Below are 20,073 nucleotides of genomic sequence, written 5' to 3' on the forward strand. Positions count from 1 at the left end.
TAAGGGCTGAGAGCCCCACACTGTAGTGATCAGTTCAAAAAAAATGCCCCAGCAGCGCCACCTTGAGCAGCTGGCCTGGCCGCAGGTTCAGGAGCTCGCAGCCCAGCCTGGAAGCACGGTTGTCTGGCCCTGGGGCTCGGTCGAGCAACACGGCCCCCAGCTACCGCTCGGAACGGATGGCCTGTTTGCCGAACGAGTGCTGGACACAGTTTTGGCAGAGCTGGAGCCAAGCCTGCCGATCGTGCGGCTGCCGCTGCAGAGCATCGGCTTCTCCCCCGAGCACCGTGGTTTCAGTGGCACCATCAGCCTCCCCGCCCAGGTCCTGATCGAGCAACTGGTGGCTGTGGGCAAGGAACTGGCCAGCACAGGTTTTCAGCGCCTGGTGTTGTTTAACGGACATGGAGGCCAAATATCCCTGCTCCAGACCGCCGCGCGCCAGCTGCGGGCGGAGCGGCCCGAGCTGGCCGTGCTGCCCTGCTTTTTATGGAGTGGTCCCGAGGGGATCGCCGAGCTGATCCCCGAGCCGGAGCGCTCCGACGGGCTGCACGCGGGCCTCGCAGAAACCAGCCTGATGCTGCACCTTGCCCCCCAGCTGGTGGGCGAGCAGCGCCCCTGCGATGGCAAGCGAGGCGAGGCCATCCCCGCGGGCTGGAGCCTGGAAGGGGCCGCCCCGCTTGCCTGGCTCAGCCAGGAACTCAGCCTCACCGGAGTGGTTGGCGACGCCAGCGGTGCTTCTGCAGCCCTGGGAGCCCAACTTTTTGACCGGTTGGTGGCAGGTTGGCAACACCGCTTCGAAACCCTGCTGGCCAGCCCCTGGCCAGGTCTAGGGACGGTCAGGGTTCGGTAGGGAGTGGTTACAGTCTCCAGATCAGATTCAACAGCGCGGCTGCCATGACAACCCTTGCTCCTGCAAATGTTTCCGAGGCGTTTCCCGCAGACCAACTGCCCGACTTCAGCACTGATACCTACAAGGACGCCTACAGCCGGATCAACGCGATCGTGATTGAAGGCGAGCAGGAGGCTCACGACAATTACATCTCTATCGGTGGGTTGCTCCCCGACCAAGCTGAGGAGCTAGCCAGGCTGGCCCGCATGGAGCTGAAGCACATGAAAGGCTTTACAGCTTGCGCCAACAACCTCGGCGTCACTGCTGACATGCCATTTGCTAAGGAGTTCTTCTCGCCTTTGCACAACAACTTTCAGAAGGCTTTAGCTGAAGGCAAGGTCACAACCTGTCTTTTGATTCAAGCCATTTTGATTGAAGCATTTGCGATTTCGGCGTATCACATCTATATCCCTGTAGCCGACCCCTTCGCACGCAAGATCACCGAAGGCGTAGTCAAAGATGAATACACCCATCTTAATTATGGTCAGGAATGGCTCAAAGCCAACCTTGAAACCGTACGAGAAGAGCTGGAGCAGGCAAACCGGGAAAACCTGCCCTTGGTGCGCAAGATGCTCGAGCAAGTAGCCGGAGACGCGGCTGTTCTGCAAATGGACCAGGAGGATTTGATGGCCGATTTCCTCACCTCCTATCAGGAGGCTCTGCTCGAAGTGGGCTTCACCTCCAGGGAGATCGCCAAAATGGCAGCTGCTGCATTGATCGGCTGAAGCCAGCGTGCCAGGCGTGTCGTGGCAAGATGTAGCGTCCGCGACATCCTCTGGGGTTGCCCATGTTCGGCCTGATCGGTCACTCCACAAGTTTCGAGGCTGCCCGTGAAAAGGCTCGCACTCTTGGCTTTGAGGAGTTTGCCGAAGGTGACCTCGACGTTTGGTGTAGTGCCCCTCCCCAATTGGTGGAGCATCTTCAGGTCACCAGCGCTACAGGCAAGACCATAGAAGGGGCCTACATCGACTCCTGTTTCGTGCCAGAAATGCTGAGCCGGTTTAAAACCGCTCGCCGCAAGGTGCTCAGCGCCATGGAGCTTGCCCAAAAAAATGGGATCGATATCACCGCTTTGGGCGGCTTTACCTCGATCATTTTTGAAAATTTCAACCTGCTCAAGGAGCAGCAAATCCGCTCCACCACCTTGGAATGGGAGCGATTCACTACCGGAAACACCCACACCGCCTGGGTGATTTGTCGCCAAGTGGAAACCAATGCCCCCAAGCTCGGTATCGATCTGAGCCAAGCACGGGTCGCAGTCATCGGGGCTACCGGGGATATCGGCAGCGCTGTATGCCGTTGGCTTAGCCTGCGCACTGGGGTCAAGGAGCTTTTATTGGTCGCCCGCCAGCCCCAACCCTTGCTTGACCTCCAGCAGGAGCTGGGCGGCGGCCGGATCCTCAAGCTAGAAGAGGCCCTACTGGAAGCAGATGTGGTGGTTTGGGTGGCCAGCTTGCCCCAAACGCTGAGCATCGATGCTGCCAGCCTTAAGTCGCCCTGCCTGATGATCGACGGCGGCTACCCGAAAAACCTCGACACCAAGGCCAGTGGCGACGGCATCCATGTATTGAAGGGCGGCATCGTTGAGTTTTTCAGCGATATCACCTGGCAAATGATGGAAATGGCTGAAATGGACAACCCCAAACGTCAGATGTTTGCCTGTTTCGCCGAAGCCATCCTGCTGGAGTTCGAAGGTATCCACACCAACTTCAGCTGGGGGCGCAACAACATCAGCCTCGACAAGATGGATCTGATCGGTGCCGCTTCCCTGCGCCATGGCTTCCAGGCCTTGGGGCTATCCACCCAGATCGATCCCACCCCAGCCCTGACTACCGCCTGAATACCTTTCGTCCCCTTGCCCATCCCCGCCATGGCCCGCCGCGCCTTGCTGGAGTTCGAAAAACCCCTCGTTGAGCTCGAAGAGCAGATCGAGCAAATCCGCCAGCTGGCTCGCGACTCGGAGGTGGATGTTAGTCAGCAGCTGCTGCAGCTCGAGACCCTGGCCACCAGACGTCGCAAAGACATCTTCGACGCCCTGACGCCCTCCCAGAAGATCCAGGTGGCCCGCCACCCCCAGCGGCCCAGCACCCTGGACTACATCCAGGTAATTACTGATGAGTGGCTGGAGCTGCATGGCGACCGCCGTGGCAGTGACGACCGGGCCCTAGTGGGTGGGGTTGGCAGGATCGGTGAGCAGGGGGTGGTGCTGCTCGGACATCAAAAAGGCCGCGACACCAAGGAAAACGTCGCCCGCAACTTCGGCATGGCATCCCCAGGCGGCTATCGCAAGGCGATGCGCCTGATGGAGCATGCCGATCGCTTTCGCCTGCCGATCTTGAGTTTCATCGATACGCCGGGTGCCTACGCGGGGGTACTGGCCGAGGAGCAGGGTCAGGGTGAAGCGATCGCCGTCAATCTGCGTGAGATGTTCCGGCTGCGGGTGCCGATTCTTGCCACGGTGATCGGCGAAGGCGGATCTGGTGGCGCCCTAGGCATCGGCGTAGCCGACAGGCTGCTGATGTTCGAGCACAGCGTTTACACGGTGGCTAGCCCAGAAGCCTGCGCCTCGATCCTGTGGCGGGACGCAGGCAAGGCCTCCACTGCAGCTGAGGCTCTCAAGATCACAGGCCCCGATCTGCTGAAGCTCGGCATTGTTGACCTGGTGTTGCCCGAGCCTTCCGGCGGCAACCACTCCGCTCCTCTGCAGGCAGCTGAAACCCTGAAATCTGCCCTACTCGAGCAACTCAGCGAACTGCAGGGCCTAAGTGAATCCCAATTGATCGAGCAGCGCTACGCCAAATTTCGCCGCATGGGAAGGGTGCTCGACAGCGAGTCCCCAGCTGCCTCCCCCAGCTCTTAAGATTTGCTTTATGTCCCATTGCCTCCCTGAAACTGTCTTTGCCTGATTCAGCACCTGTTGCTCTGATCACCGGCGCCTCCCGAGGCATAGGTGCCGCAGCAGCCCACAAGTTTGCCGCTGCCGGCTACGACTTACTCTTGCTGGCCAGGAGCTCTGCCGACCTCGCGTCGCTCACAACGGCCCTAAAGCCCACTGGCAGGAGAGTCGAATCCATTGGCCTCGATCTGGCAGAGCCAGCGTCTATTGCTCCCGGATTGGCAGACCTCTGCAACCGAGGCCTCACCCCTACGGTTGTGATTAACAATGCCGGCGTTGCTTATACGGGCTCCCTGGCAGAGATGCCCCTAGAGCAATGGCAACGGTTGATGCAGCTGAATCTCAGTGCTGTATTTCAGGTCTGCCAGTCGCTGCTACCGCGACTCAGGCAGGCTGGCGGCGGACAGATCATCAATGTCAACAGCCATGCAGCCCACCAAGCCTTCCCCGACTGGGGCGCTTACTGCGTCAGCAAGGCCGCTCTCCTCGCCCTCAGCCGATGCCTGGCAGTCGAAGAACGCCCCTTTGGCATACGGGTGAGCACCCTCACCCTAGGTGCGGTGAATACGCCTCTCTGGGAGAGCGAAAACGTCCACAGCACGTTCGATCGCCGTGCCATGCTTGACGTTGAAAGGGCATCTGAAGCCCTGCTGTACTTGGCCCAACAGCCAGCCACCTCAGTGGTGGAAGATCTCACCCTCATGCCGGCCACCGGCGCGCTTTGAGCCCTCCTATGACTTCCACCCTGCCCTCCAGCATTCCTTCGCGCACCATTACGCCCGATTCAGCTCCCCTGCCCATAAGTTTGCGCATCCGTGAGCGTCTTGACGCGGCAGGAGTTGCTTACCTTGCAAACGACAACATCGCTGACCACCTGCGCGATGGTGAGCTTGAGCAATTGGAGATTGAGGTAGCGGGCAAGGTTCGCGAATTGCTGCGTAGTCTCGTCATTGATATAGATAAAGATCACAACACCGAGGAGACAGCGGAGCGTGTCGCCCGGATGTACCTACACGAAGTCTTTAAGGGGCGCTATTACGAGCAGCCCAAGATCGCCAGCTTTCCAAATGTCAAAAAGCTGGATGAAATTTATACGGTTGGTCCCATTACCGTTCGTTCAGCCTGCTCTCACCACTTGGTGCCCATTCTGGGGAATTGTTGGATTGGCATCAAGCCTGGCGATCGGGTAATTGGTCTATCCAAGTTTTCCAGGGTTGCTGACTGGGTATTCTCAAGGCCCCATATTCAGGAAGAAGCTGTAATGATCTTGGCCGATGAGATCGAGCGTCTCTGCGAGCCCCAGGGTCTAGCGATTTTGGTTAAAGCCCAGCACTACTGCATGAAGTGGCGTGGTGTGAAGGAGCCCCAAACCAGCATGGTCAATTCTGTGGTGCGGGGAGATTTCCGCATAGATCCAAGCCTCAAGGCTGAATTCTTCGAGCTGGTTAAGCAGCAGGAGTGCATGCTTTCCACCTAAAGCGAAAGCCTTGGTCGAAAGCCTTAGGTAGAAAGCCATCTTCCCCCGCAAGCCAACCTCAGGGTTGACTTCCAATTGGTCCAATGGCCGGCGAAACCTGCCGGCTAGAGCCCCCGCCTTGGGCTGGCACCGCTACCACCACCATTACCTGGGCTGATACGTCTTGAAGCTGCAAGACGTAGCTGGGCCCTGCTGCACCTTCAATCAGCAGCCACTGGTTGGCACCCGGGCTACGCCGGTACCAGTGAAACGCCGAGGCTGGTAATGCGGCCAGTACGTCGGCGACGGCAGTGGCCTGCAGTACTGCCCCCTGAACGGCTTCACCCTGCAGCACCAGCTGCTGCAAACCATTGATCTGCTGCTGAACAGCACTCTCCTGTTGCAGATCCGTATTGATCTGCTGGCGCAGGGCACGGATCTGAGACTGGGGATCGGCACTCACCCCTGGTACGCAGGAAAGCTGGCCATCCACCAGCTGGCAACCCACCAGGTCCTGGGCCTGGACCGGTGTCAGCAGGGCTAGTCCTAAACCCGAGCCCATGGTCAACGCCAGGGCCCAGTGGGACGGACGAAGAAGGGCAGATCTACGAAACAAACCCATCAAGAAAGGGCAAGACCCACTGATCTTGACTGGGAAGGGCCAGCGAGACCAGCAACCCGTACCGCAGCCACTAGTGCTGCAACCTGATCGAGATCCTTATTCCCTGGGCTTCGCTCCACGCCGCTAGAGGCATCGAGGCCTGTGGGGCCCAGCTGGGTCAGCAGTTCCGGCACCCGCTCGGCCCGAATGCCCCCGGCCAGCCACCAGGGAAGAACTGGCGTAAAACCTTGCAGCCACTCAATCGGGATGCGGTGGCCGGTACCACCCAACTGATCGGGCACCCAGGCATCGAGAAGCAGGGCATCCACCACCGGGGCGTAGTCAACGGCCCGCTGCAGATCCTCCGGCCTGCGAATCCTCAGGGCTTTCCAAATCTCACAGCCCAGGCGGGAGCGCAGCTGGCCGCAGAGCTGGGGTGTTTCGGAGCCGTGCAATTGCACCACAGCATGGCCCTGTCCCAGCTCTAGTTGGGGCCACTGCTGCTCGAGCGGATCGGCCACCACCAGCACCCCGCGGCAGCCAGGCGCCGCGGCCCGCATCGCCGCAAAAAGCGCCGGCCGCTGTTCAGCTTCAAGGAAACGAGGCGAGCCCGGCACCCCGATCACGCCGATCGCATCCACCCCCAGTTGAGCCACCGCTGCGGCCTGGGCCGGATCCCGTAAGCCACAGATCTTCAGCAGGGGGGGCGCCATGGCGAGGGCAAAGGCTGTCACCCCTTTCTAGGATCAGATACCAAGACAGAGGGCAGTGGGAGAAGGCTGGCAAATTTTCAAAATTCGGGGCATCCCCCTACGGATCCACCCCAGTTGGTTTGTGATCTTGGTGCTTGCTACCGCGGCCTTCCAACAGCACTACAGCCTCACCCTCAAGGATCCGATGAGCAGCGCGGTGCTCTGGAGCCTGGGCTTGGTTACGGCAATGTTGCTGTTCGTTTCGGTGCTCCTGCACGAATTGGGCCACTCCCTGGTGGCCCTGGCCCAGGGGGTGGAGGTGCGCAGCATCACCTTGTTCCTGCTTGGCGGAGTGGCCAGCGTGGAGCGCGAGTGCAGCACCGCCCGCGGCGCCCTGCTGGTGGCAGCTGCTGGGCCGGCCGTAAGCCTGGTACTGGGCGTGGGCCTGCTGGCAGCGACCCATCCAGCCGCCCATCTCTCGCCCCTGCTGGGCGCCATGGTTTCAGAACTGGGCACGCTCAACATGGTGCTGGCCCTGTTCAACCTGCTGCCCGGCCTACCGCTGGATGGGGGCCTGATTGTGAAGGCCCTGGTGTGGCAGGCCAGCGGTAGCCAGCGGCGCGGCGTGGAAGTGGCCAACAGCTGCGGGCGCTTCCTTTCCCTGCTGGCCATTGGCATGGGCACCGTGCTGCTGCTGCGCGGAGGGGGGCTCAGCGGCGCCTGGTTGATGCTGCTGGGCTGGTTTGGACTTGGGGCCTCGCGCAATCAGCGCCAAATGCTCGCCCTGCAGCAAACCCTCAACGAACTAAAAGTACGGGATGCGGCTGGGCGGCGATTTCGGGTGCTGGAGGCGGCAGGTCGGTTGCGGGAACTAAGCCAGATGCGCGTCTCCCAAGCCAGCGAGGTCGACCAGGGCGACTGGCTGCTGGTGTGCGATCGCGGCCGCTGGCAGGGCTTCATCGACGACAAGCCGCTGCAGCAACTGCCAGTGCAGCGTTGGGATACGGACAGCATCGGCGACCACATCCAGCCCCTCTCGAGCCTGCCCTCCATCCGGGAGTCGGCACCGCTGTGGCAAGCGGTGCAGCAACTCGAGGACAGCGGCCGCAACCGCCTGCTGGTGCTAAGCCCCGCCGGACTCCCCTGCGGCACCATCGAACGCCCCGAGCTCGGCGAGGCGGTGCTTGCCAAGTTGGGGCTGCGCCTGCCCGCTCCCATGCTTGAGGCGGCCCGTCGCCAAGGCACCTATCCACTCGGCCTGGCCCTAGCCCAGGTGGTGCGCTCAATGGTGGCCTCTGGTGAAGCAAGCGAAGAGGGGCCGGCCAACGCCAGCAAGTAACTGGCCTCCGTCGCTGCAATCCGTTCCCATTCCTCGCTGCTGAGGGGGATGGTCCTGTTACCGGCAGCCGCCGCAGGCAGCTCAGCTTGGGCCGATTGGATCAAACGCAGCTCCAGCTCAGCGCGGTCTACGGGCAGAACTGGCAAGTCGGGTGGTGGCCCGCCGAACACCAGCTTCCATAAATCGGCGGGGGGCTCCAAAAGAATCGAGCCGTGCTGCAGCAGGCAGCCGCGGCGCCAGAGCTGGGCGCTGCCAACCCGCTTGACGCCGCTGGCATGGCCTAGATCGGCGGCCGTACTGGTAGCAAAGCAGCTGCTGGGTTGCTGGCTGGCAGCCTGGCGGCCTGGCTGCAATGGCAGGCCCAACGCAGCAAAGCTATTGACCAGCCAGCCGCAAGCGCGGCCGTACGTCTGCAAACGCGACAGGGGGGGATCAGGCCACACCAGGGCGTAGGTGAGCTCTCCGGCGTGGAGCACGGCACGGCCGCCACTGGGTCGCCGCACCAAATCGATCACCCCGGCTGCTGCCAGCTCCTGCCAATGGGGTTCTATGCAGCGCTGGTGAAATCCCAGCGACAGGGTCGGGCGCTGCCAGGAGTAGAGCCGAAAGGCCGGTTCCCGTTGGTCCAGCAGCAGGCTATCTATCGCCATCTGCCTGGTTCCCGGATGGCAGCTGCTGGGCAACAGCCGCATGGCTGGCATGGGAGATGCTGGAGAGTGATCCATTGCACCAGGTTGCCCGGATGTTGTGGAGCCTGCTGCCCTATCTGCCCCTGGGCCTGCTTGCTGGTCTGCTGTCAGGAGTGCTGGGCATCGGCGGTGGGCTGGTGTTTTCACCCCTATTGCTGCTAGCCGGACTTGATCCGCACCAGGCCCTGGCCACCAGCACCCTGGCGATCGTGCCCACCACCCTCGGTGGAACCTGGGCCCACCTGCGCAACCGCAGCCTTCCCTGGCGCGGGGGCCTGGCGATTGTGCTTGGGGCAGGCCTTGGTGCAGGCCTGTTCAGCCGGGTTGGGCTGGTGCTGAATGGCTGGATGTTGCTCGCATTGCAGGCGTTGATGTACGGAGGGCTGGCCTTGAGCTTTAGCCCCCCGTCGGCGCAGTCCGCCATCGATACCCCCAGCTTAAAGCTGGGGGGTTTGGCAGCCACGGGCATGGTCGCAGGCATGGCCACCGGCTTGCTCGGACTCGGGGGTGGACTGGTGATGGTTCCCCTGATGGTGCAGCTGATGCAGGTGCCAATTCACCTGGCAATCCGCTTCAGCACCCTGGCGGTGCTCATCTCGGCCACAGTCGCCTCAACCACCTTCCTGCTAGATGGCCGTGCGCTGCTGCCGATCGGCATGCTCTTAGGGGGCACAGCAGCTGTTGCCGCCCGCTGGTCGGCCGCCCGACTGGATCGGGTCAGCGACGGTCAGCTGACGGGGCTGCTGCGGGCTTTAACCCTCCTACTTGCGCTGGACAGCGGCCGCAGGGCCCTGACACTGCTACTGAGCCGCCCCGGCTGAAAGGGGCGCCCAGAAGCTTACGTCTAGCTCATAGCCAAGCACCGCTGCCATCTGACCTAACCCCTGGCGGCAACTCAAGCCGTGCAGGCGCGCCCAGGCGTCAAGGCTGAAAAGCCTGTGGGTGATCCAAAGCTCCAGGGACTCGGGGGCAAAACGGATCCCCTCCGTGCGGCTGAATTGGTGGGGCAGCACCATCGCCACGTGGCGGGTGAGTTGGCCGCCGCCGCGCTCCAGCAACAGGGGCAGCCAGGGAGCTTCCGCATCGGCCCGCAGGGACCAAAGCCGCAACTCGGCGATTTCCGACAGCTCCCGGGGGTCGTCGTCGGCACGGGGCCAATTGAAGTGAAGCTCCAGGGAACCAGCCTGCTGGACAAGGGCGTCAGGGCTAAGGCTTAACCAGGGCTGGAGAGCTGCAAGATCCAACTGGCGGATCTGGCTCTCGGAAATCTCCACAGGGGCCATCAAGAGCTGTGACAGCAGGGCGGGACAAGCTGGACCGTAGCCACCTAAGGGCAAAGAATGGGGCGAATCAAGTTGCTTGCTGCCCTCCCATGGTTTCCACTCTCAGCCAGGCCGAAGTGCTGATTGCCCTGGTGGTGGCCGCCCATGCGGGCGTGCTGGCCGTACGCCTCTGCTTCAGCCTTTACAAAGCCTGAGAAGGTGGCGAATACTTGCCGGCAAGTATTACCCCTTGGCAAGAGGGGTCTCGCCAGCTAGAAGCGTCTAGGCCCCAGCGGGGTTTGATCACTCGTTGCCCCCATGCCGCCTCTCGCTCCAACCAGCTCTAAGGCCAGGCAAAAACCGCCCTTGCGGCGAGAGAGGCAGCCGCGTTCTGGCGCCCAGTCCAAGCCTGCCTCGCTTTCCAAACCGGCCTCTCAGCCCAATCCCCAGATAATTTCTGGCGGCGAAGCCGCCGCACTGCAGGCCCTCTCAAGTGAGCGGCAGGAAATGCTCTGCAGTGTGATCGGCCTGGCTCTCAAGATTGGCCTAGTTGTGGTCGCTGGCGTCAGCCTGGTGCGCCTTGCCTCCGCTTATCAGGAGCGGATGGAGCGCCAGGGTGAGCTCTCGGCGGTGCTGGACCTTGAACGGGCCAAACTCTCCAAAGCACGCGAACGCTTTGACCATCTCTTCATGGTGGAAGGGGAGCAGCGGCTAATCCGCGAGCAAAATCAGTGGATTGCCCCCAATCGCCTGCGGGTGGTTTGGCAGCAGGCCACCCCGTAGGTTGGGACCCCTGTCTCAACTCACTTGATGGCCGCAACAGCAGCCGCCGGAACGGTTTTGATCACCGGCACCACCTCAGGGGTGGGCCTCAATGCCGCCAGTGCCCTTGCCAAACGCGGCTGGCATGTGGTGACGGCCAACCGTGATCCCGTTAAAGCCGCTGCTGCCGCAGCCAGCCTGGGGATTCCTCCAGATCAGCTCAGTCATTTGCGTTTTGACCTCGGCGATCTCGACAGCGTTCGGGTGGGAGTTGAAACTTTGGTGGCGTCCCTGGGTCGCCCCTTAGATGCCCTAGTGATCAATGCGGCTGTCTACAAACCACGCCTTAAGCAGCCCGAGCGCTCCCCGCAGGGCTACGAAATATCGATGGCCACCAATCACCTGGGGCACTTTTTACTGATTCAGTTACTGCTGGGCAACCTGCAGCGCTCCAGCCACCCCTCGCGGCGGGTGGTGATTCTCGGCACCGTGACGGCCAACTCCAAGGAATTGGGCGGCAAGATTCCGATCCCAGCTCCAGCGGATCTAGGCGACTGTGCTGGCTTCAAGGCCGGATTCCAGGCCCCTATCGCAATGGCCAACGGCAAGGCCTTCAAACCTGGCAAGGCCTACAAAGACAGCAAGCTCTGCAACATGATCACGACCCAGGAGCTGCATCGTCGTCTGCACGCAAGCACCGGCATCGTGTTCAGCTCGCTATACCCAGGTTGCGTTGCCGACTCGCCCCTTTTCCGTAGTACGCCGCGGGCGTTTCAGACAATTTTTCCTTGGTTCCAGAAAAATATCACCGGCGGATATGTAAGCCAGGCATTGGCAGGAGAGCGGGTGGGCCAGGTGGTGGCCGATCCAGATTTTTCCGCCTCAGGTGTGCACTGGAGCTGGGGCAATCGCCAAACCAAAGGGGGCTTGCAATTCAGCCAGGAGCTCTCCGACAAGGCCAGCAACCCCGAAACGGCGCAGACCTTGTGGGAGGAATCAATGAAGCTGGTGGGGCTGACGCCGGTCTAGAAGCGGCGGCGGAAGGCATCGTCGCTGCGGCTGGATGCATCCTCAGCGAGGCTCAATTTCCAGACGTTGCGGCTGAGGCGGCGGGCCTTGAGGCCACCTCGCTCGACCGTTTCACTGGTGGGGCGGGCCCCAAGCAGCTGACTCACCTCGGAAGTGCTGAGCGGTGCCCCGGTCTGGACGGCCAACTGGGTGAGCTCGAGCCGTTGGCGCAAAGCAGCCAGATCGGCCTGGCCACCGTCTTCTGCCTCAGACCAAAGCCAGGGCAGGTCGTGGGCCGAACCGGCCATCTTCTGCATCAAGCCCATACCGATGAAAGCCAGTGCTTGCTCCGGCTTGACTCCCTGGGCCGCGGCCTGGGCCATCCATTCAGGCATCGCAGCACTGTTGACAGTGTCCCCGGCAGGCATGGGTTCGGCCTGGGCAGCCTGGCTGCGAGTGGAGCTGGAAGCGGTGCGGCGGGTGGCCATGGACGTCCCCTGAACGTTGCGCGGACGGTACCGGCTCAGCCGAAATGGGCAAGGGGCAGGGGGCTTCAGGGTTAAGATCCAGCCGCAGCAAAGCCGATGTGAGGGCTAGCTGTTCGAAGGATTTTCCCTTGCCATCCCGCCTTCCCTCCCGAGACGAACTGGCGCTGCGCCGGCGTCGGGAGATGGCGCTTGGCTCGAGCTCCAGTAGCGGCACCCAGATCACTGGCACCCAGGTGGGTAGAGACAGCTCGGGCGCCAGTTGTGTGATTACCACCGACAGCGAGGGCTCCCGGCTGGCACGCCAATCCAGCCATGTGCAGTCGATTGAGCTGCGCACATACGTATTTCTTGATTCGCTGCAGCCCCAGCTAGCTGCCTATATGGGGACTGTTAGCCAGGGCTTCCTGCCCATACCTGGTGACGCCTGCTTGTGGCTGGAGGTATCGCCTGGCATGGCTGTGCACCGGGTGACCGACATAGCCCTCAAGGCCAGCACGGTGCGGCTTGGCCAGATGATCGTGGAGCGAGCCTTCGGCTCCTTGGCGCTCTACCACCGCGACCAGAGCAACGTGCTCCACTCCGGCGACGTGGTGCTCGAGGCCATCGGCAGCCGGGTGGAGCTCCGCAGCCGTTGCGAGGTCAGCTGGACTGAGATCATCCGGGCCATCACCCCTGACCACGCCGTGTTGATCAACCGGCAGAACAGGCGCGGATCGATGATTCAAGCTGGCATGAGCATGTTCATCCTGGAAACCGAGCCCGCCGGTTACGTGCTGATCGCAGCCAATGAGGCAGAAAAGGCTTCCAACATCACTGTTGTGGACGTAAAAGCTGTTGGCGCCTTTGGCCGTTTAACCCTGGCGGGGCGGGAGGGTGATGTGGAGGAGGCCGCCGCCGCTGCGATGCGGGCTATCAGTCACATCAACAACAAGGCCAGCTGAGCCAGGGCCTTGATCTGGCAGTTGAGCATTAGTTGCTCAACTCCAGCAGGCGGAGCAATTCTGGGGCGAGCGCCCGAGCTGCCTTGCCGCGGCTGCCGAGCTTGGCCTTGAGGTGGGGGCCCATCTGGGCGTAGGAGCAGCCTGCCTCGCGCACATAAAAAAGGCTGTCGTAACCAGGGCCATGACCCTGGGGAGCGCGCAATATCTGGCCGCGGCAGATCCCCTCAGACTCCGCCCTGGTGGTGCCGGATGGATCGGCCAGGGCCATGGCGCTGCGGAAGCTGGCTCCCCGATAAAGGCTGTCGCCCAGTTCGTTCAACAGACGGTGAATCCGCTCGTGGTCGCTGGGGGCGTAGCGGGCCGAAAAAATACCCGGAGCTCCATCCAGTGCATCCACCTCAATGCCTGAGTCGTCGGCGAGGGCCCAGTGGCCGGTGAGGCGGGCAACAGCCTCGGCTTTGAGACGGGCGTTAGCGAGGTAGGTCGCCCCGGTTTCCTCAATCTCCAGACCGGACGGCTGGGGAAGCACATCCAGCTCAACCAGCTCAAGCATCGCGCCGATTTCGGCCACCTTGTGGGGGTTGCCACTGGCGACGACCAGGATCGGCATTCAGCAGGAATCGGGGCAAGTCATTGTCCCCCAATGAGGTGTCGATTTCGGCTCCAGCTTGCCAAGACCGAATCCCTGGCTGTCATTTCCTGCAGCAGACCTACGGTTGGTAGACGCCTTGGCCCCCGCCTGATTGGGTTCCAGGGGTAACCGATGGACCCAAGCCTGATTCTGCAGAACCTGGTCAGCCCGCCGGTGCTGTTTTTTTTCCTTGGCGTGACCGCCGTACTGGTGGGATCGGATTTGGAAATCCCAGCCCCAATCCCAAAGCTGTTCTCCCTCTATTTGTTGCTCGCCATCGGTTTCAAAGGTGGCTTGGAGCTGCAGCACAGCGGGCTCGGTGGCCAGGTGCTGCCCACAATCGCCGCCGCCATGGCGATGTCGCTACTGGTGCCGCTCTACAGCTATCTGGTACTGAAAACCAGGCTGGATGGCTTTAACGCCGCCGCCATCGCCGCCACCTACGGATCGATCAGTGCGGTGACCTTCATCACGGCCGAGAGCTTTCTGGAAACCCAGAACCTGCCCTTCGATGGCTTCATGGTGGCTGCCCTGGCCCTGATGGAATCGCCGGCCATCATTGTGGGTCTGCTGCTGGTCAAATTGGCAGCCCCTAGCCAGCAAGCAGCTGGACCGAAGATGGGCTGGAGCTCGGTGCTGCGAGAGTCATTTTTAAATAGCTCGGTATTTCTGCTGGTCGGGAGTCTGGCGATTGGCTTATTGGTCGCAGCATTCAGCCCAGCCAGCATCGAGAAAATGCTGCCATTCACCGACAAACTTTTTTATGGAGCCCTCAGCTTCTTCCTGTTGGACATGGGGATCGTGGCGTCCCAACGGATCCGAGATTTACGACAAGCGGGAGCCTTTCTGATCGGCTTTTCGGTGCTGATGCCACTTTTCAATGCCCTAGTGGGCACCCTGCTCGCCCGAGGCTTGGGCCTCGGACCTGGTAATGCCCTGCTGTTTGTGGTGCTGTGCGCTAGCGCCTCCTACATCGCGGTACCAGCAGCGATGCGGATGACAGTGCCGCAGGCCAATCCCAGTTTGTATATATCGACAGCTCTGGGAGTCACCTTTCCCTTCAACATCATTGTTGGCATCCCCCTCTACATGGCCATGATTAACGCCCTGCTTCCCGCTGCCGGATAAATCAATGAAACGCCTCGAACTGATCCTCAGCGAGCGGGAGTTGGATGCGGTGATCCAGGCAATGGAAACAGCGGGTGTGCCCGGTTATTCCGTCGTCAGACACGTCACCGGCAAGGGTCCGCATGGCTCCGTGTCCGAGGGCATGGAATTCAGCGGTCTAGGCGCAAATGCCCATGTGATCGTGTTCTGCGAAGCGGATTTGCTGAATGGATTGCGCGCAGCCCTGCACCCCCTTTTGACCTACTACGGCGGAGTGGCGTACGTAACAGACGCAGAGACCCTCTAGATGCTGGGCAAGCAAATTTTGTTCAAAACGAGATAAGCGGGGCCGAAACCCCTTGCCAGCACTACAACGGCAAGCATTACCTAACGTTTTGTGATGCACTGATCAGCCTGCCTTATCTAAAGGCGACGCAACAGTGATGGTCGGTTCCGGCCAAATGGCTTGACGGGGGGTTTGGCTGCCGACCATGGTTGCGAGCGAACATTCAACCCCACCTCCACCAGGAGCAGGTAATGGCAACTGAATCCATGGGCATCGCCCTAGGCATGATCGAAACTCGGGGGCTGGTGCCCGCGATCGAGGCGGCTGACGCCATGACCAAGGCCGCCGAAGTGCGCCTTATCGGTCGTGAATTCGTCGGTGGCGGCTACGTCACCGTGATGGTGCGCGGAGAAACCGGCGCCGTCAACGCAGCTGTGCGCGCCGGGGCCGATGCCTGCGAGCGCGTTGGCGACGGTCTTGTGGCCGCGCACATCATTGCTCGCCCACACCGCGAAGTGGAGCCTGCCTTGGGCAACGGCAACTACGCCGGTCAGAAGGACTGAGTTGACCAACGTCTGAGGCGTTAACCAACCCATTTCCCTTACCGACCCAACCGGAGAATCATTCATGGCTAAGAAGTACGAATCCGGGGTCAAGGAGTACCGCGACACGTATTGGACTCCTGATTACATCCCCCTCGACACCGATCTGCTGGCGTGCTTCAAATGCACCGGCCAGGAAGGCGTCCCCCGCGAAGAAGTTGCCGCTGCTGTGGCCGCTGAATCCTCAACCGGCACCTGGTCCGCCGTGTGGTCCGAGCTCCTCACCGACCTCGACTTCTACAAAGGCCGCTGCTACCGCATCGAAGACGTTCCTGGCGACAAGGAAGCCTTCTATGCCTTCATTGCCTATCCCCTCGACCTGTTCGAAGAAGGCTCCATCACCAACGTGTTGACCTCCTTGGTCGGCAACGTGTTCGGCTTCAAGGCCCTGCGCCACCTGCGTCTGGAAGACATCCGCTTCCCGATGGCGTTCATCAAAACCTGCATGGGTCCCCCGAACGGCATCGTGGTTGAGCGCGACCGTATGAACAAGTACGGCCGTCCTCTCCTGGGCTGCACCATTAAGCCGAAGCTCGGCCTGAGCGGTAAGAACTACGGCCGGGTTGTCTATGAGTGCCTACGCGGCGGTCTGGACTTCACCAAAGACGACGAAAACATCAACTCCCAACCTTTCCAGCGTTGGCAGAACCGTTTCGAGTTCGTTGCTGAAGCAACCAACTTGGCGCAACAGGAAACAGGCGAGAAGAAGGGGCACTACCTCAACTGCACCGCTGCAACTCCTGAAGAGATGTATGAGCGCGCCGAGTTCGCTAAAGAACTGGGCCAGCCCATCATCATGCACGACTACATCACTGGTGGCTTCACCGCTAACACCGGTCTTGCCAAGTGGTGCCGTAAGAACGGCATGCTGCTGCACATTCACCGTGCAATGCACGCTGTGATTGACCGCCATCCCAAGCACGGTATCCACTTCCGAGTGCTGGCCAAGTGCCTGCGTCTCTCCGGTGGTGACCAGCTGCACACCGGCACGGTGGTCGGCAAGCTGGAGGGCGACCGCCAGTCGACCCTCGGCTATATCGACCAACTGCGCGAATCCTTCGTCCCCGAAGATCGCAGCCGCGGCAACTTCTTCGACCAAGACTGGGGCTCCATGGGCGGCGTGTTCGCCGTGGCCTCCGGCGGTATCCACTGCTGGCACATGCCCGCACTGGTTGCCATTTTTGGCGACGACTCCGTGTTGCAGTTCGGTGGTGGTACCCACGGTCACCCCTGGGGTTCGGCTGCTGGTGCTGCTGCTAACCGCGTGGCTCTCGAAGCCTGCGTAAAAGCCCGTAACGCCGGTCGTGAAATCGAGCGCGAAGGCCGCGACATCCTTCTGGAAGCAGCGAAGCACAGCCCTGAGCTAGCTATCGCCCTGGAGACCTGGAAGGAAATCAAGTTCGAGTTCGACACCGTCGACAAGCTCGACACCTGAAATCTCCAGTCTGAGTTGGTGAGTGGGGCAAGCAATTTGCCTACTCACCTGCCAGAACGGAATATTCAGAACTTGAGATTAAATTAATCTCTGCGAACGAGATTAAGAGCCTTTTGTACAAGGTTCAAACATTCCATCCACATAAGGATCCCCATGCCTTTCAAGAGCACCGTGGGTGACTATCAAACAGTCGCCACCCTGGAGACATTCGGCTTCCTACCGCCGATGACCCAGGACGAGATTTACGATCAAATCGCTTACATCATTGCCCAGGGTTGGAGCCCGCTCGTTGAGCATGTCCATCCCAGCAACTCCATGGCGACCTACTGGTCCTATTGGAAGCTTCCCTTCTTTGGCGAGAAGGATCTGGGTGTGATCGTGAACGAGCTTGAGTCTTGTCACCGCGCCTACCCCGACCACCACGTTCGCTTGGTGGGCTACGACGCTTATACCCAAAGCCAGGGTTCCTGCTTCGTGGTATTCGAAGGACGCTGATCCCAGCCCTTCCGGGGCTCGCGCCATTGACCTGGGCCCCAACCCCTTTCCTCTGCTGGCTAGTTCGCGCTGCGGACTGGTCGGCACCTTTTCAGATATTCCATTCGACGGGCGGACATGGCCAGCACATCCAGCCGGGAAGCAGCTCTGGAGCGCCGCAGGGCTCTCACCAACGGCGGCAAAAAAGCCGCCAGCCGGTTCACCTCCGGTGCGAGCCGTGTGCGCTCGGTTGAAGACGCTCGCCCCACCCGCACAGCCGCAGCGCAAGAGTCCTCAGCATCGGTGGCCAAGGCCGCTCCAGTTGCTGCCCCGCCTGTGAACGCCCGGGCGGCTGCCTCCCACCGCAGCCTTGCTGCACCCACCGGCTCCAGCCGGACCACCCAGGCCCGTCCAATCGCAAATCCCAGTAGAGATTTGGTGCTTGCCCGACGGGAAGCCCTTTCCAAACGTGGCAAACGTGCCGATACCTCAAGCGACCGCACACGCACGGACCTGGCAAAAATTGAATCAAAAGTCCAAGCGCCAGTAGCGGAAGCAAAGTGCAAGTGTCAAGGCGAGACCGCTGCTGCACCGGCCCAATTGAGCCTCAGTAACCGCTCTAGCAATACAAGTGGAAGTGGTGGAGATCGCCGTGCCACAGCCAAGCGCCTCTCCCAACTAGATCCCAGCCGGGCCCTTGTGCTCGCCCGGAGAGAAGCTCTCTCCAAGCGTGGCAAATCAGCTAATGCCCCTAAGAGCACTACAGCTGCTTCGATATCCCGCCAAGGCAATCCTGATATGAGCGCCCGCGAACTTTCCCAGAAGGTGCGTGAACTGCGGGCCAAGGTTGGTAGCGCTGGTTCCAGCAGAGTCGCTGGCACCCGCCCCTCCGGCCCAAACCGCCACGGAGCCAAACAAGCAGCCGCCGCAGAAGCCCACTGGAAAGTGGGAGTGAGCGAAACCAGCTCTGGTCAGGTGGTTACCGGAACCCAGGCCAATCGCTCAGAGAAAACCACTGGTAACGAAGCCGCTACCTGCCGCGCCATTACGGGCACCGAATATCTAGGCGCCGAGGTGTTCCAGGCCTTCTGTCAGAGCGGTCCAGTGGCAAGTCAACCTGCCAAGGTGCGCGTCAGCGCCACTACCCATGGCAACCGGGTCACTGGTAATGAGGTTGGTCGCTCTGAAAAGGTGACCGGCGATGAGCCCGGAACCTGCAAAAACGTCACCGGCACCGAATACGTTTCCGCCAATCAGTCAGCAGCCTTCTGCGGCACCTCCAGCCCCAGCCCTAGCCCACGCAAGGTTGGACGCAGCCAGACCGAGGGAGGTCAGGCAGTTTCAGGTGTGATGGTTGGTCGCTCAAGCCTTGTCACTGGTGACGAACCCGGCTCGGGTAAGCAGCTCACCGGCTCCCAGTACATATCCGATCAAGGCCAGGTGACTGGACGGGCCCCTACCAAGGTTGCAAGCTTGCATACCCTTCGTGGCACGGGCATCACTGGCACCCATGTGGGCCGCAGCGAGCATGTCACCGGTGATGAGCCCGGCAGCTGCCGCATGGTTACTGGTGATGAATACGTCGGCAGCCAGCAATACGCGGATTTCTGCGCCAGCAAGCCCGAGCCAGAGTCTGCCAAGGTGGGCTTCAGCGTCACCAATCGGGCCCAGGTCGTCAGCGGTACCCACACGGGCCGCTCCTCCAATGTCACCGGTGATGAGCCCGGCACCTGCAAGGTCGTAACCGGCACGCCCTACGCCGGCCTTGAGCAGGCAGGGGACTTCTGCAACAGCAAGTCTGTCGCCGAAATCCGTCAGCGCACTCCGGTGCGGGGCTCTAATCGCATGAGTGGCATACAGCCAGGCATTGGCGGTGTCCTCACTGGTGCGGGACGCGGGGCCTGTGAAGCTGTTACTGGCACTCCCTATATCGGTGGCGATCAACTCGCCAAGGTCTGCGGTGCCGCCGCAGCCCAAGACTCCGACTTCCCCCAACCCCTGGCGGGCAGCCAGCCCTGGCAGCAATTCAGCATCCAATCCCCGGCTCGCTCAGCCCAGGTGGGGCGAGAACCAGCCGGGGCGGTAACCGGCACCAGCTACGAGCAGGGCAGCAGGATTACCGGCCCTTTTGACTTGGCCGGTGACATGGTCACCGGCACCGAGCAATTCCGCTTCGACCGTCGCGGCAGCAGCCAAATCGCTCGGGGGCCCATTGAGGTTCCCGTAAGCGTTGACGCCGATGCCCGTCCAACCTCCAGGGTTACCGGCGAAGGCATCTCTGCTGGCTTGAAGATCACTGGTGATGACTGGGATCGGGGTGAACGAGTCACCGGCACCGAGGGGGTTTCAGCCCGGCGCCGCAACCCCACCCGGCCAGGCTCGAAGACCTCGATGCCAGCCGCCCTCCAGCCGAAGCGCAACGAGGAGCGTCCCGAGCCAGTCAGCCGAGTCACCGGTTCTAGCGGCAACACCACAGCCGGCTCCCTGATCACCGTGTCTGGCGGTGCCCGCGGCTGAA

At 61.4% G+C, this 20,073-nt stretch carries 24 protein-coding genes; 18 read left to right on the top strand and 6 right to left on the bottom strand.

Annotated elements, in window-relative coordinates:
• The first annotated feature begins 43 nt into the window (after positions 1 to 43).
• The 6 genes from U9970_RS06875 (at position 44) to folE (ending at position 5,259) form a co-directional block, all read left to right on the top strand.
• Positions 44 to 847 (top strand): creatininase family protein, encoded by an 804-nt coding sequence (locus U9970_RS06875; protein WP_322765901.1) that lies wholly within the window; start codon positions 44 to 46, stop codon positions 845 to 847.
• A 44-nt stretch (positions 848 to 891) separates the two neighbouring features.
• Positions 892 to 1,611 carry an aldehyde oxygenase (deformylating) gene (locus U9970_RS06880; protein ID WP_322765902.1) on the top strand — a complete coding sequence of 240 codons (720 nt, stop codon included), beginning with the start codon at positions 892 to 894 and terminating at the stop codon, positions 1,609 to 1,611.
• A 62-nt stretch (positions 1,612 to 1,673) separates the two neighbouring features.
• On the top strand, positions 1,674 to 2,726 hold the full coding sequence (locus U9970_RS06885; protein WP_322765903.1) for a long-chain acyl-[acyl-carrier-protein] reductase: 1,053 nt from the start codon (positions 1,674 to 1,676) through the stop codon (positions 2,724 to 2,726).
• A gap of 30 nt (positions 2,727 to 2,756) precedes the next feature.
• The gene (locus U9970_RS06890) at positions 2,757 to 3,746 is read left to right on the top strand and encodes an acetyl-CoA carboxylase carboxyltransferase subunit alpha (RefSeq protein ID WP_322766057.1); all 990 of its coding nucleotides are present in this window, start codon (positions 2,757 to 2,759) and stop codon (positions 3,744 to 3,746) included.
• Positions 3,747 to 3,784: 38 nt separating this feature from the next.
• Complete coding sequence (locus U9970_RS06895; RefSeq protein ID WP_322765904.1) at positions 3,785 to 4,507, top strand: SDR family oxidoreductase; 723 nt, start codon at positions 3,785 to 3,787, stop codon at positions 4,505 to 4,507.
• An 8-nt stretch (positions 4,508 to 4,515) separates the two neighbouring features.
• Complete coding sequence (gene folE, locus U9970_RS06900) at positions 4,516 to 5,259, top strand: GTP cyclohydrolase I (RefSeq protein ID WP_322765905.1); 744 nt, start codon at positions 4,516 to 4,518, stop codon at positions 5,257 to 5,259.
• Between the two features lie 58 nt (positions 5,260 to 5,317).
• Here the strand turns inward: folE and U9970_RS06905 are convergent, their stop codons facing one another.
• Both U9970_RS06905 and U9970_RS06910 read right to left on the bottom strand, forming a co-directional pair.
• Positions 5,318 to 5,800, bottom strand: coding sequence for a hypothetical protein (locus U9970_RS06905; RefSeq protein WP_322765906.1), 483 nt, complete (start codon positions 5,798 to 5,800; stop codon positions 5,318 to 5,320).
• A 59-nt stretch (positions 5,801 to 5,859) separates the two neighbouring features.
• Positions 5,860 to 6,552 (bottom strand): phosphoribosylanthranilate isomerase, encoded by a 693-nt coding sequence (locus U9970_RS06910; RefSeq protein ID WP_322766058.1) that lies wholly within the window; start codon positions 6,550 to 6,552, stop codon positions 5,860 to 5,862.
• 55 nt (positions 6,553 to 6,607) lie between these two features.
• Here U9970_RS06910 and U9970_RS06915 point away from each other — a divergent pair, with 55 nt between their 5' ends.
• Positions 6,608 to 7,870 carry a site-2 protease family protein gene (locus U9970_RS06915; protein WP_322765907.1) on the top strand — a complete coding sequence of 421 codons (1,263 nt, stop codon included), beginning with the start codon at positions 6,608 to 6,610 and terminating at the stop codon, positions 7,868 to 7,870.
• Here U9970_RS06915 and U9970_RS06920 read toward each other — a convergent pair.
• Positions 7,777 to 8,595: a lipoyl protein ligase domain-containing protein gene (locus U9970_RS06920; protein WP_322765908.1), complete on the bottom strand. Its 819-nt coding sequence runs from the start codon at positions 8,593 to 8,595 to the stop codon at positions 7,777 to 7,779. The two genes, U9970_RS06915 and U9970_RS06920, sit on opposite strands and share 94 nt — an antisense overlap.
• Between U9970_RS06920 and U9970_RS06925 the strand changes: the two genes are divergently transcribed.
• Positions 8,595 to 9,380: a sulfite exporter TauE/SafE family protein gene (locus U9970_RS06925; RefSeq protein WP_322765909.1), complete on the top strand. Its 786-nt coding sequence runs from the start codon at positions 8,595 to 8,597 to the stop codon at positions 9,378 to 9,380. The genes U9970_RS06920 and U9970_RS06925 overlap by 1 nt on opposite strands.
• On the opposite strand, the gene U9970_RS06930 is transcribed toward U9970_RS06925, so the two are convergent.
• The gene (locus U9970_RS06930; RefSeq protein WP_322765910.1) at positions 9,360 to 9,842 is read right to left on the bottom strand and encodes a CRR6 family NdhI maturation factor; all 483 of its coding nucleotides are present in this window, start codon (positions 9,840 to 9,842) and stop codon (positions 9,360 to 9,362) included. The two genes, U9970_RS06925 and U9970_RS06930, sit on opposite strands and share 21 nt — an antisense overlap.
• A gap of 89 nt (positions 9,843 to 9,931) precedes the next feature.
• Here U9970_RS06930 and psaM point away from each other — a divergent pair, with 89 nt between their 5' ends.
• From psaM to U9970_RS06945, 3 genes are all read left to right on the top strand, one after another.
• Positions 9,932 to 10,036 (top strand): photosystem I reaction center subunit XII, encoded by a 105-nt coding sequence (psaM, locus tag U9970_RS06935; RefSeq protein ID WP_106502470.1) that lies wholly within the window; start codon positions 9,932 to 9,934, stop codon positions 10,034 to 10,036.
• Between the two features lie 103 nt (positions 10,037 to 10,139).
• Positions 10,140 to 10,604, top strand: a complete 465-nt coding sequence (locus tag U9970_RS06940; RefSeq protein ID WP_322765911.1) for a hypothetical protein — start codon at positions 10,140 to 10,142, stop codon at positions 10,602 to 10,604.
• A gap of 27 nt (positions 10,605 to 10,631) precedes the next feature.
• On the top strand, positions 10,632 to 11,612 hold the full coding sequence (locus tag U9970_RS06945) for a protochlorophyllide reductase (protein WP_322765912.1): 981 nt from the start codon (positions 10,632 to 10,634) through the stop codon (positions 11,610 to 11,612).
• Here U9970_RS06945 and U9970_RS06950 read toward each other — a convergent pair.
• The gene (locus tag U9970_RS06950; RefSeq protein WP_407653092.1) at positions 11,609 to 12,079 is read right to left on the bottom strand and encodes a hypothetical protein; all 471 of its coding nucleotides are present in this window, start codon (positions 12,077 to 12,079) and stop codon (positions 11,609 to 11,611) included. The genes U9970_RS06945 and U9970_RS06950 overlap by 4 nt on opposite strands.
• Before the next feature lie 182 nt (positions 12,080 to 12,261).
• Between U9970_RS06950 and U9970_RS06955 the strand changes: the two genes are divergently transcribed.
• Positions 12,262 to 13,020, top strand: a complete 759-nt coding sequence (locus tag U9970_RS06955) for a BMC domain-containing protein (RefSeq protein ID WP_322766060.1) — start codon at positions 12,262 to 12,264, stop codon at positions 13,018 to 13,020.
• Positions 13,021 to 13,048: 28 nt separating this feature from the next.
• Here U9970_RS06955 and U9970_RS06960 read toward each other — a convergent pair whose 3' ends face one another.
• Positions 13,049 to 13,630 carry a non-canonical purine NTP pyrophosphatase gene (locus U9970_RS06960; RefSeq protein WP_322765913.1) on the bottom strand — a complete coding sequence of 194 codons (582 nt, stop codon included), beginning with the start codon at positions 13,628 to 13,630 and terminating at the stop codon, positions 13,049 to 13,051.
• Positions 13,631 to 13,783: 153 nt separating this feature from the next.
• On the opposite strand from U9970_RS06960, the gene U9970_RS06965 reads away from it, so the two are divergent.
• The 6 genes from U9970_RS06965 (at position 13,784) to csoS2 (ending at position 20,072) form a co-directional block, all read left to right on the top strand.
• Positions 13,784 to 14,779 carry a sodium-dependent bicarbonate transport family permease gene (locus U9970_RS06965; RefSeq protein WP_322765914.1) on the top strand — a complete coding sequence of 332 codons (996 nt, stop codon included), beginning with the start codon at positions 13,784 to 13,786 and terminating at the stop codon, positions 14,777 to 14,779.
• Positions 14,780 to 14,783: 4 nt separating this feature from the next.
• Complete coding sequence (locus tag U9970_RS06970; protein ID WP_322765915.1) at positions 14,784 to 15,065, top strand: P-II family nitrogen regulator; 282 nt, start codon at positions 14,784 to 14,786, stop codon at positions 15,063 to 15,065.
• Between the two features lie 230 nt (positions 15,066 to 15,295).
• A complete protein-coding gene (locus U9970_RS06975) occupies positions 15,296 to 15,607 on the top strand; it encodes a BMC domain-containing protein (RefSeq protein ID WP_106502566.1) in 312 nt (103 codons plus the stop codon).
• Between the two features lie 64 nt (positions 15,608 to 15,671).
• On the top strand, positions 15,672 to 17,081 hold the full coding sequence (locus tag U9970_RS06980; protein ID WP_106502475.1) for a form I ribulose bisphosphate carboxylase large subunit: 1,410 nt from the start codon (positions 15,672 to 15,674) through the stop codon (positions 17,079 to 17,081).
• A gap of 153 nt (positions 17,082 to 17,234) precedes the next feature.
• Positions 17,235 to 17,576, top strand: coding sequence for a ribulose bisphosphate carboxylase small subunit (locus U9970_RS06985; protein ID WP_322765916.1), 342 nt, complete (start codon positions 17,235 to 17,237; stop codon positions 17,574 to 17,576).
• 117 nt (positions 17,577 to 17,693) lie between these two features.
• Positions 17,694 to 20,072: a carboxysome assembly protein CsoS2 gene (gene csoS2 / locus U9970_RS06990; protein WP_322765917.1), complete on the top strand. Its 2,379-nt coding sequence runs from the start codon at positions 17,694 to 17,696 to the stop codon at positions 20,070 to 20,072.
• Position 20,073 lies beyond the last annotated feature (1 nt).

This window comes from Cyanobium usitatum str. Tous (assembly GCF_963920485.1).
Lineage (GTDB): Bacteria > Cyanobacteriota > Cyanobacteriia > PCC-6307 > Cyanobiaceae > Cyanobium_A > Cyanobium_A usitatum_A.

Coding starts and splice junctions, on each gene's coding strand:
- U9970_RS06875 (WP_322765901.1), top strand. CDS start 44: ATGCCCCAGCAGCGCCACCTTGAGCAGCTGGCCTGGCCGCAGGTTCAG.
- U9970_RS06880 (WP_322765902.1), top strand. CDS start 892: ATGACAACCCTTGCTCCTGCAAATGTTTCCGAGGCGTTTCCCGCAGAC.
- U9970_RS06885 (WP_322765903.1), top strand. CDS start 1,674: ATGTTCGGCCTGATCGGTCACTCCACAAGTTTCGAGGCTGCCCGTGAA.
- U9970_RS06890 (WP_322766057.1), top strand. CDS start 2,757: ATGGCCCGCCGCGCCTTGCTGGAGTTCGAAAAACCCCTCGTTGAGCTC.
- folE (WP_322765905.1), top strand. CDS start 4,516: ATGACTTCCACCCTGCCCTCCAGCATTCCTTCGCGCACCATTACGCCC.
- U9970_RS06905 (WP_322765906.1), bottom strand. CDS start 5,800: ATGGGCTCGGGTTTAGGACTAGCCCTGCTGACACCGGTCCAGGCCCAG.
- U9970_RS06910 (WP_322766058.1), bottom strand. CDS start 6,552: ATGGCGCCCCCCCTGCTGAAGATCTGTGGCTTACGGGATCCGGCCCAG.
- U9970_RS06920 (WP_322765908.1), bottom strand. CDS start 8,595: ATGGATCACTCTCCAGCATCTCCCATGCCAGCCATGCGGCTGTTGCCC.
- U9970_RS06930 (WP_322765910.1), bottom strand. CDS start 9,842: ATGGCCCCTGTGGAGATTTCCGAGAGCCAGATCCGCCAGTTGGATCTT.
- psaM (WP_106502470.1), top strand. CDS start 9,932: ATGGTTTCCACTCTCAGCCAGGCCGAAGTGCTGATTGCCCTGGTGGTG.
- U9970_RS06940 (WP_322765911.1), top strand. CDS start 10,140: ATGCCGCCTCTCGCTCCAACCAGCTCTAAGGCCAGGCAAAAACCGCCC.
- U9970_RS06945 (WP_322765912.1), top strand. CDS start 10,632: ATGGCCGCAACAGCAGCCGCCGGAACGGTTTTGATCACCGGCACCACC.
- U9970_RS06950 (WP_407653092.1), bottom strand. CDS start 12,079: ATGGCCACCCGCCGCACCGCTTCCAGCTCCACTCGCAGCCAGGCTGCC.
- U9970_RS06955 (WP_322766060.1), top strand. CDS start 12,262: ATGGCGCTTGGCTCGAGCTCCAGTAGCGGCACCCAGATCACTGGCACC.
- U9970_RS06960 (WP_322765913.1), bottom strand. CDS start 13,630: ATGCCGATCCTGGTCGTCGCCAGTGGCAACCCCCACAAGGTGGCCGAA.
- U9970_RS06965 (WP_322765914.1), top strand. CDS start 13,784: ATGGACCCAAGCCTGATTCTGCAGAACCTGGTCAGCCCGCCGGTGCTG.
- U9970_RS06970 (WP_322765915.1), top strand. CDS start 14,784: ATGAAACGCCTCGAACTGATCCTCAGCGAGCGGGAGTTGGATGCGGTG.
- U9970_RS06975 (WP_106502566.1), top strand. CDS start 15,296: ATGGCAACTGAATCCATGGGCATCGCCCTAGGCATGATCGAAACTCGG.
- U9970_RS06980 (WP_106502475.1), top strand. CDS start 15,672: ATGGCTAAGAAGTACGAATCCGGGGTCAAGGAGTACCGCGACACGTAT.
- U9970_RS06985 (WP_322765916.1), top strand. CDS start 17,235: ATGCCTTTCAAGAGCACCGTGGGTGACTATCAAACAGTCGCCACCCTG.
- csoS2 (WP_322765917.1), top strand. CDS start 17,694: ATGGCCAGCACATCCAGCCGGGAAGCAGCTCTGGAGCGCCGCAGGGCT.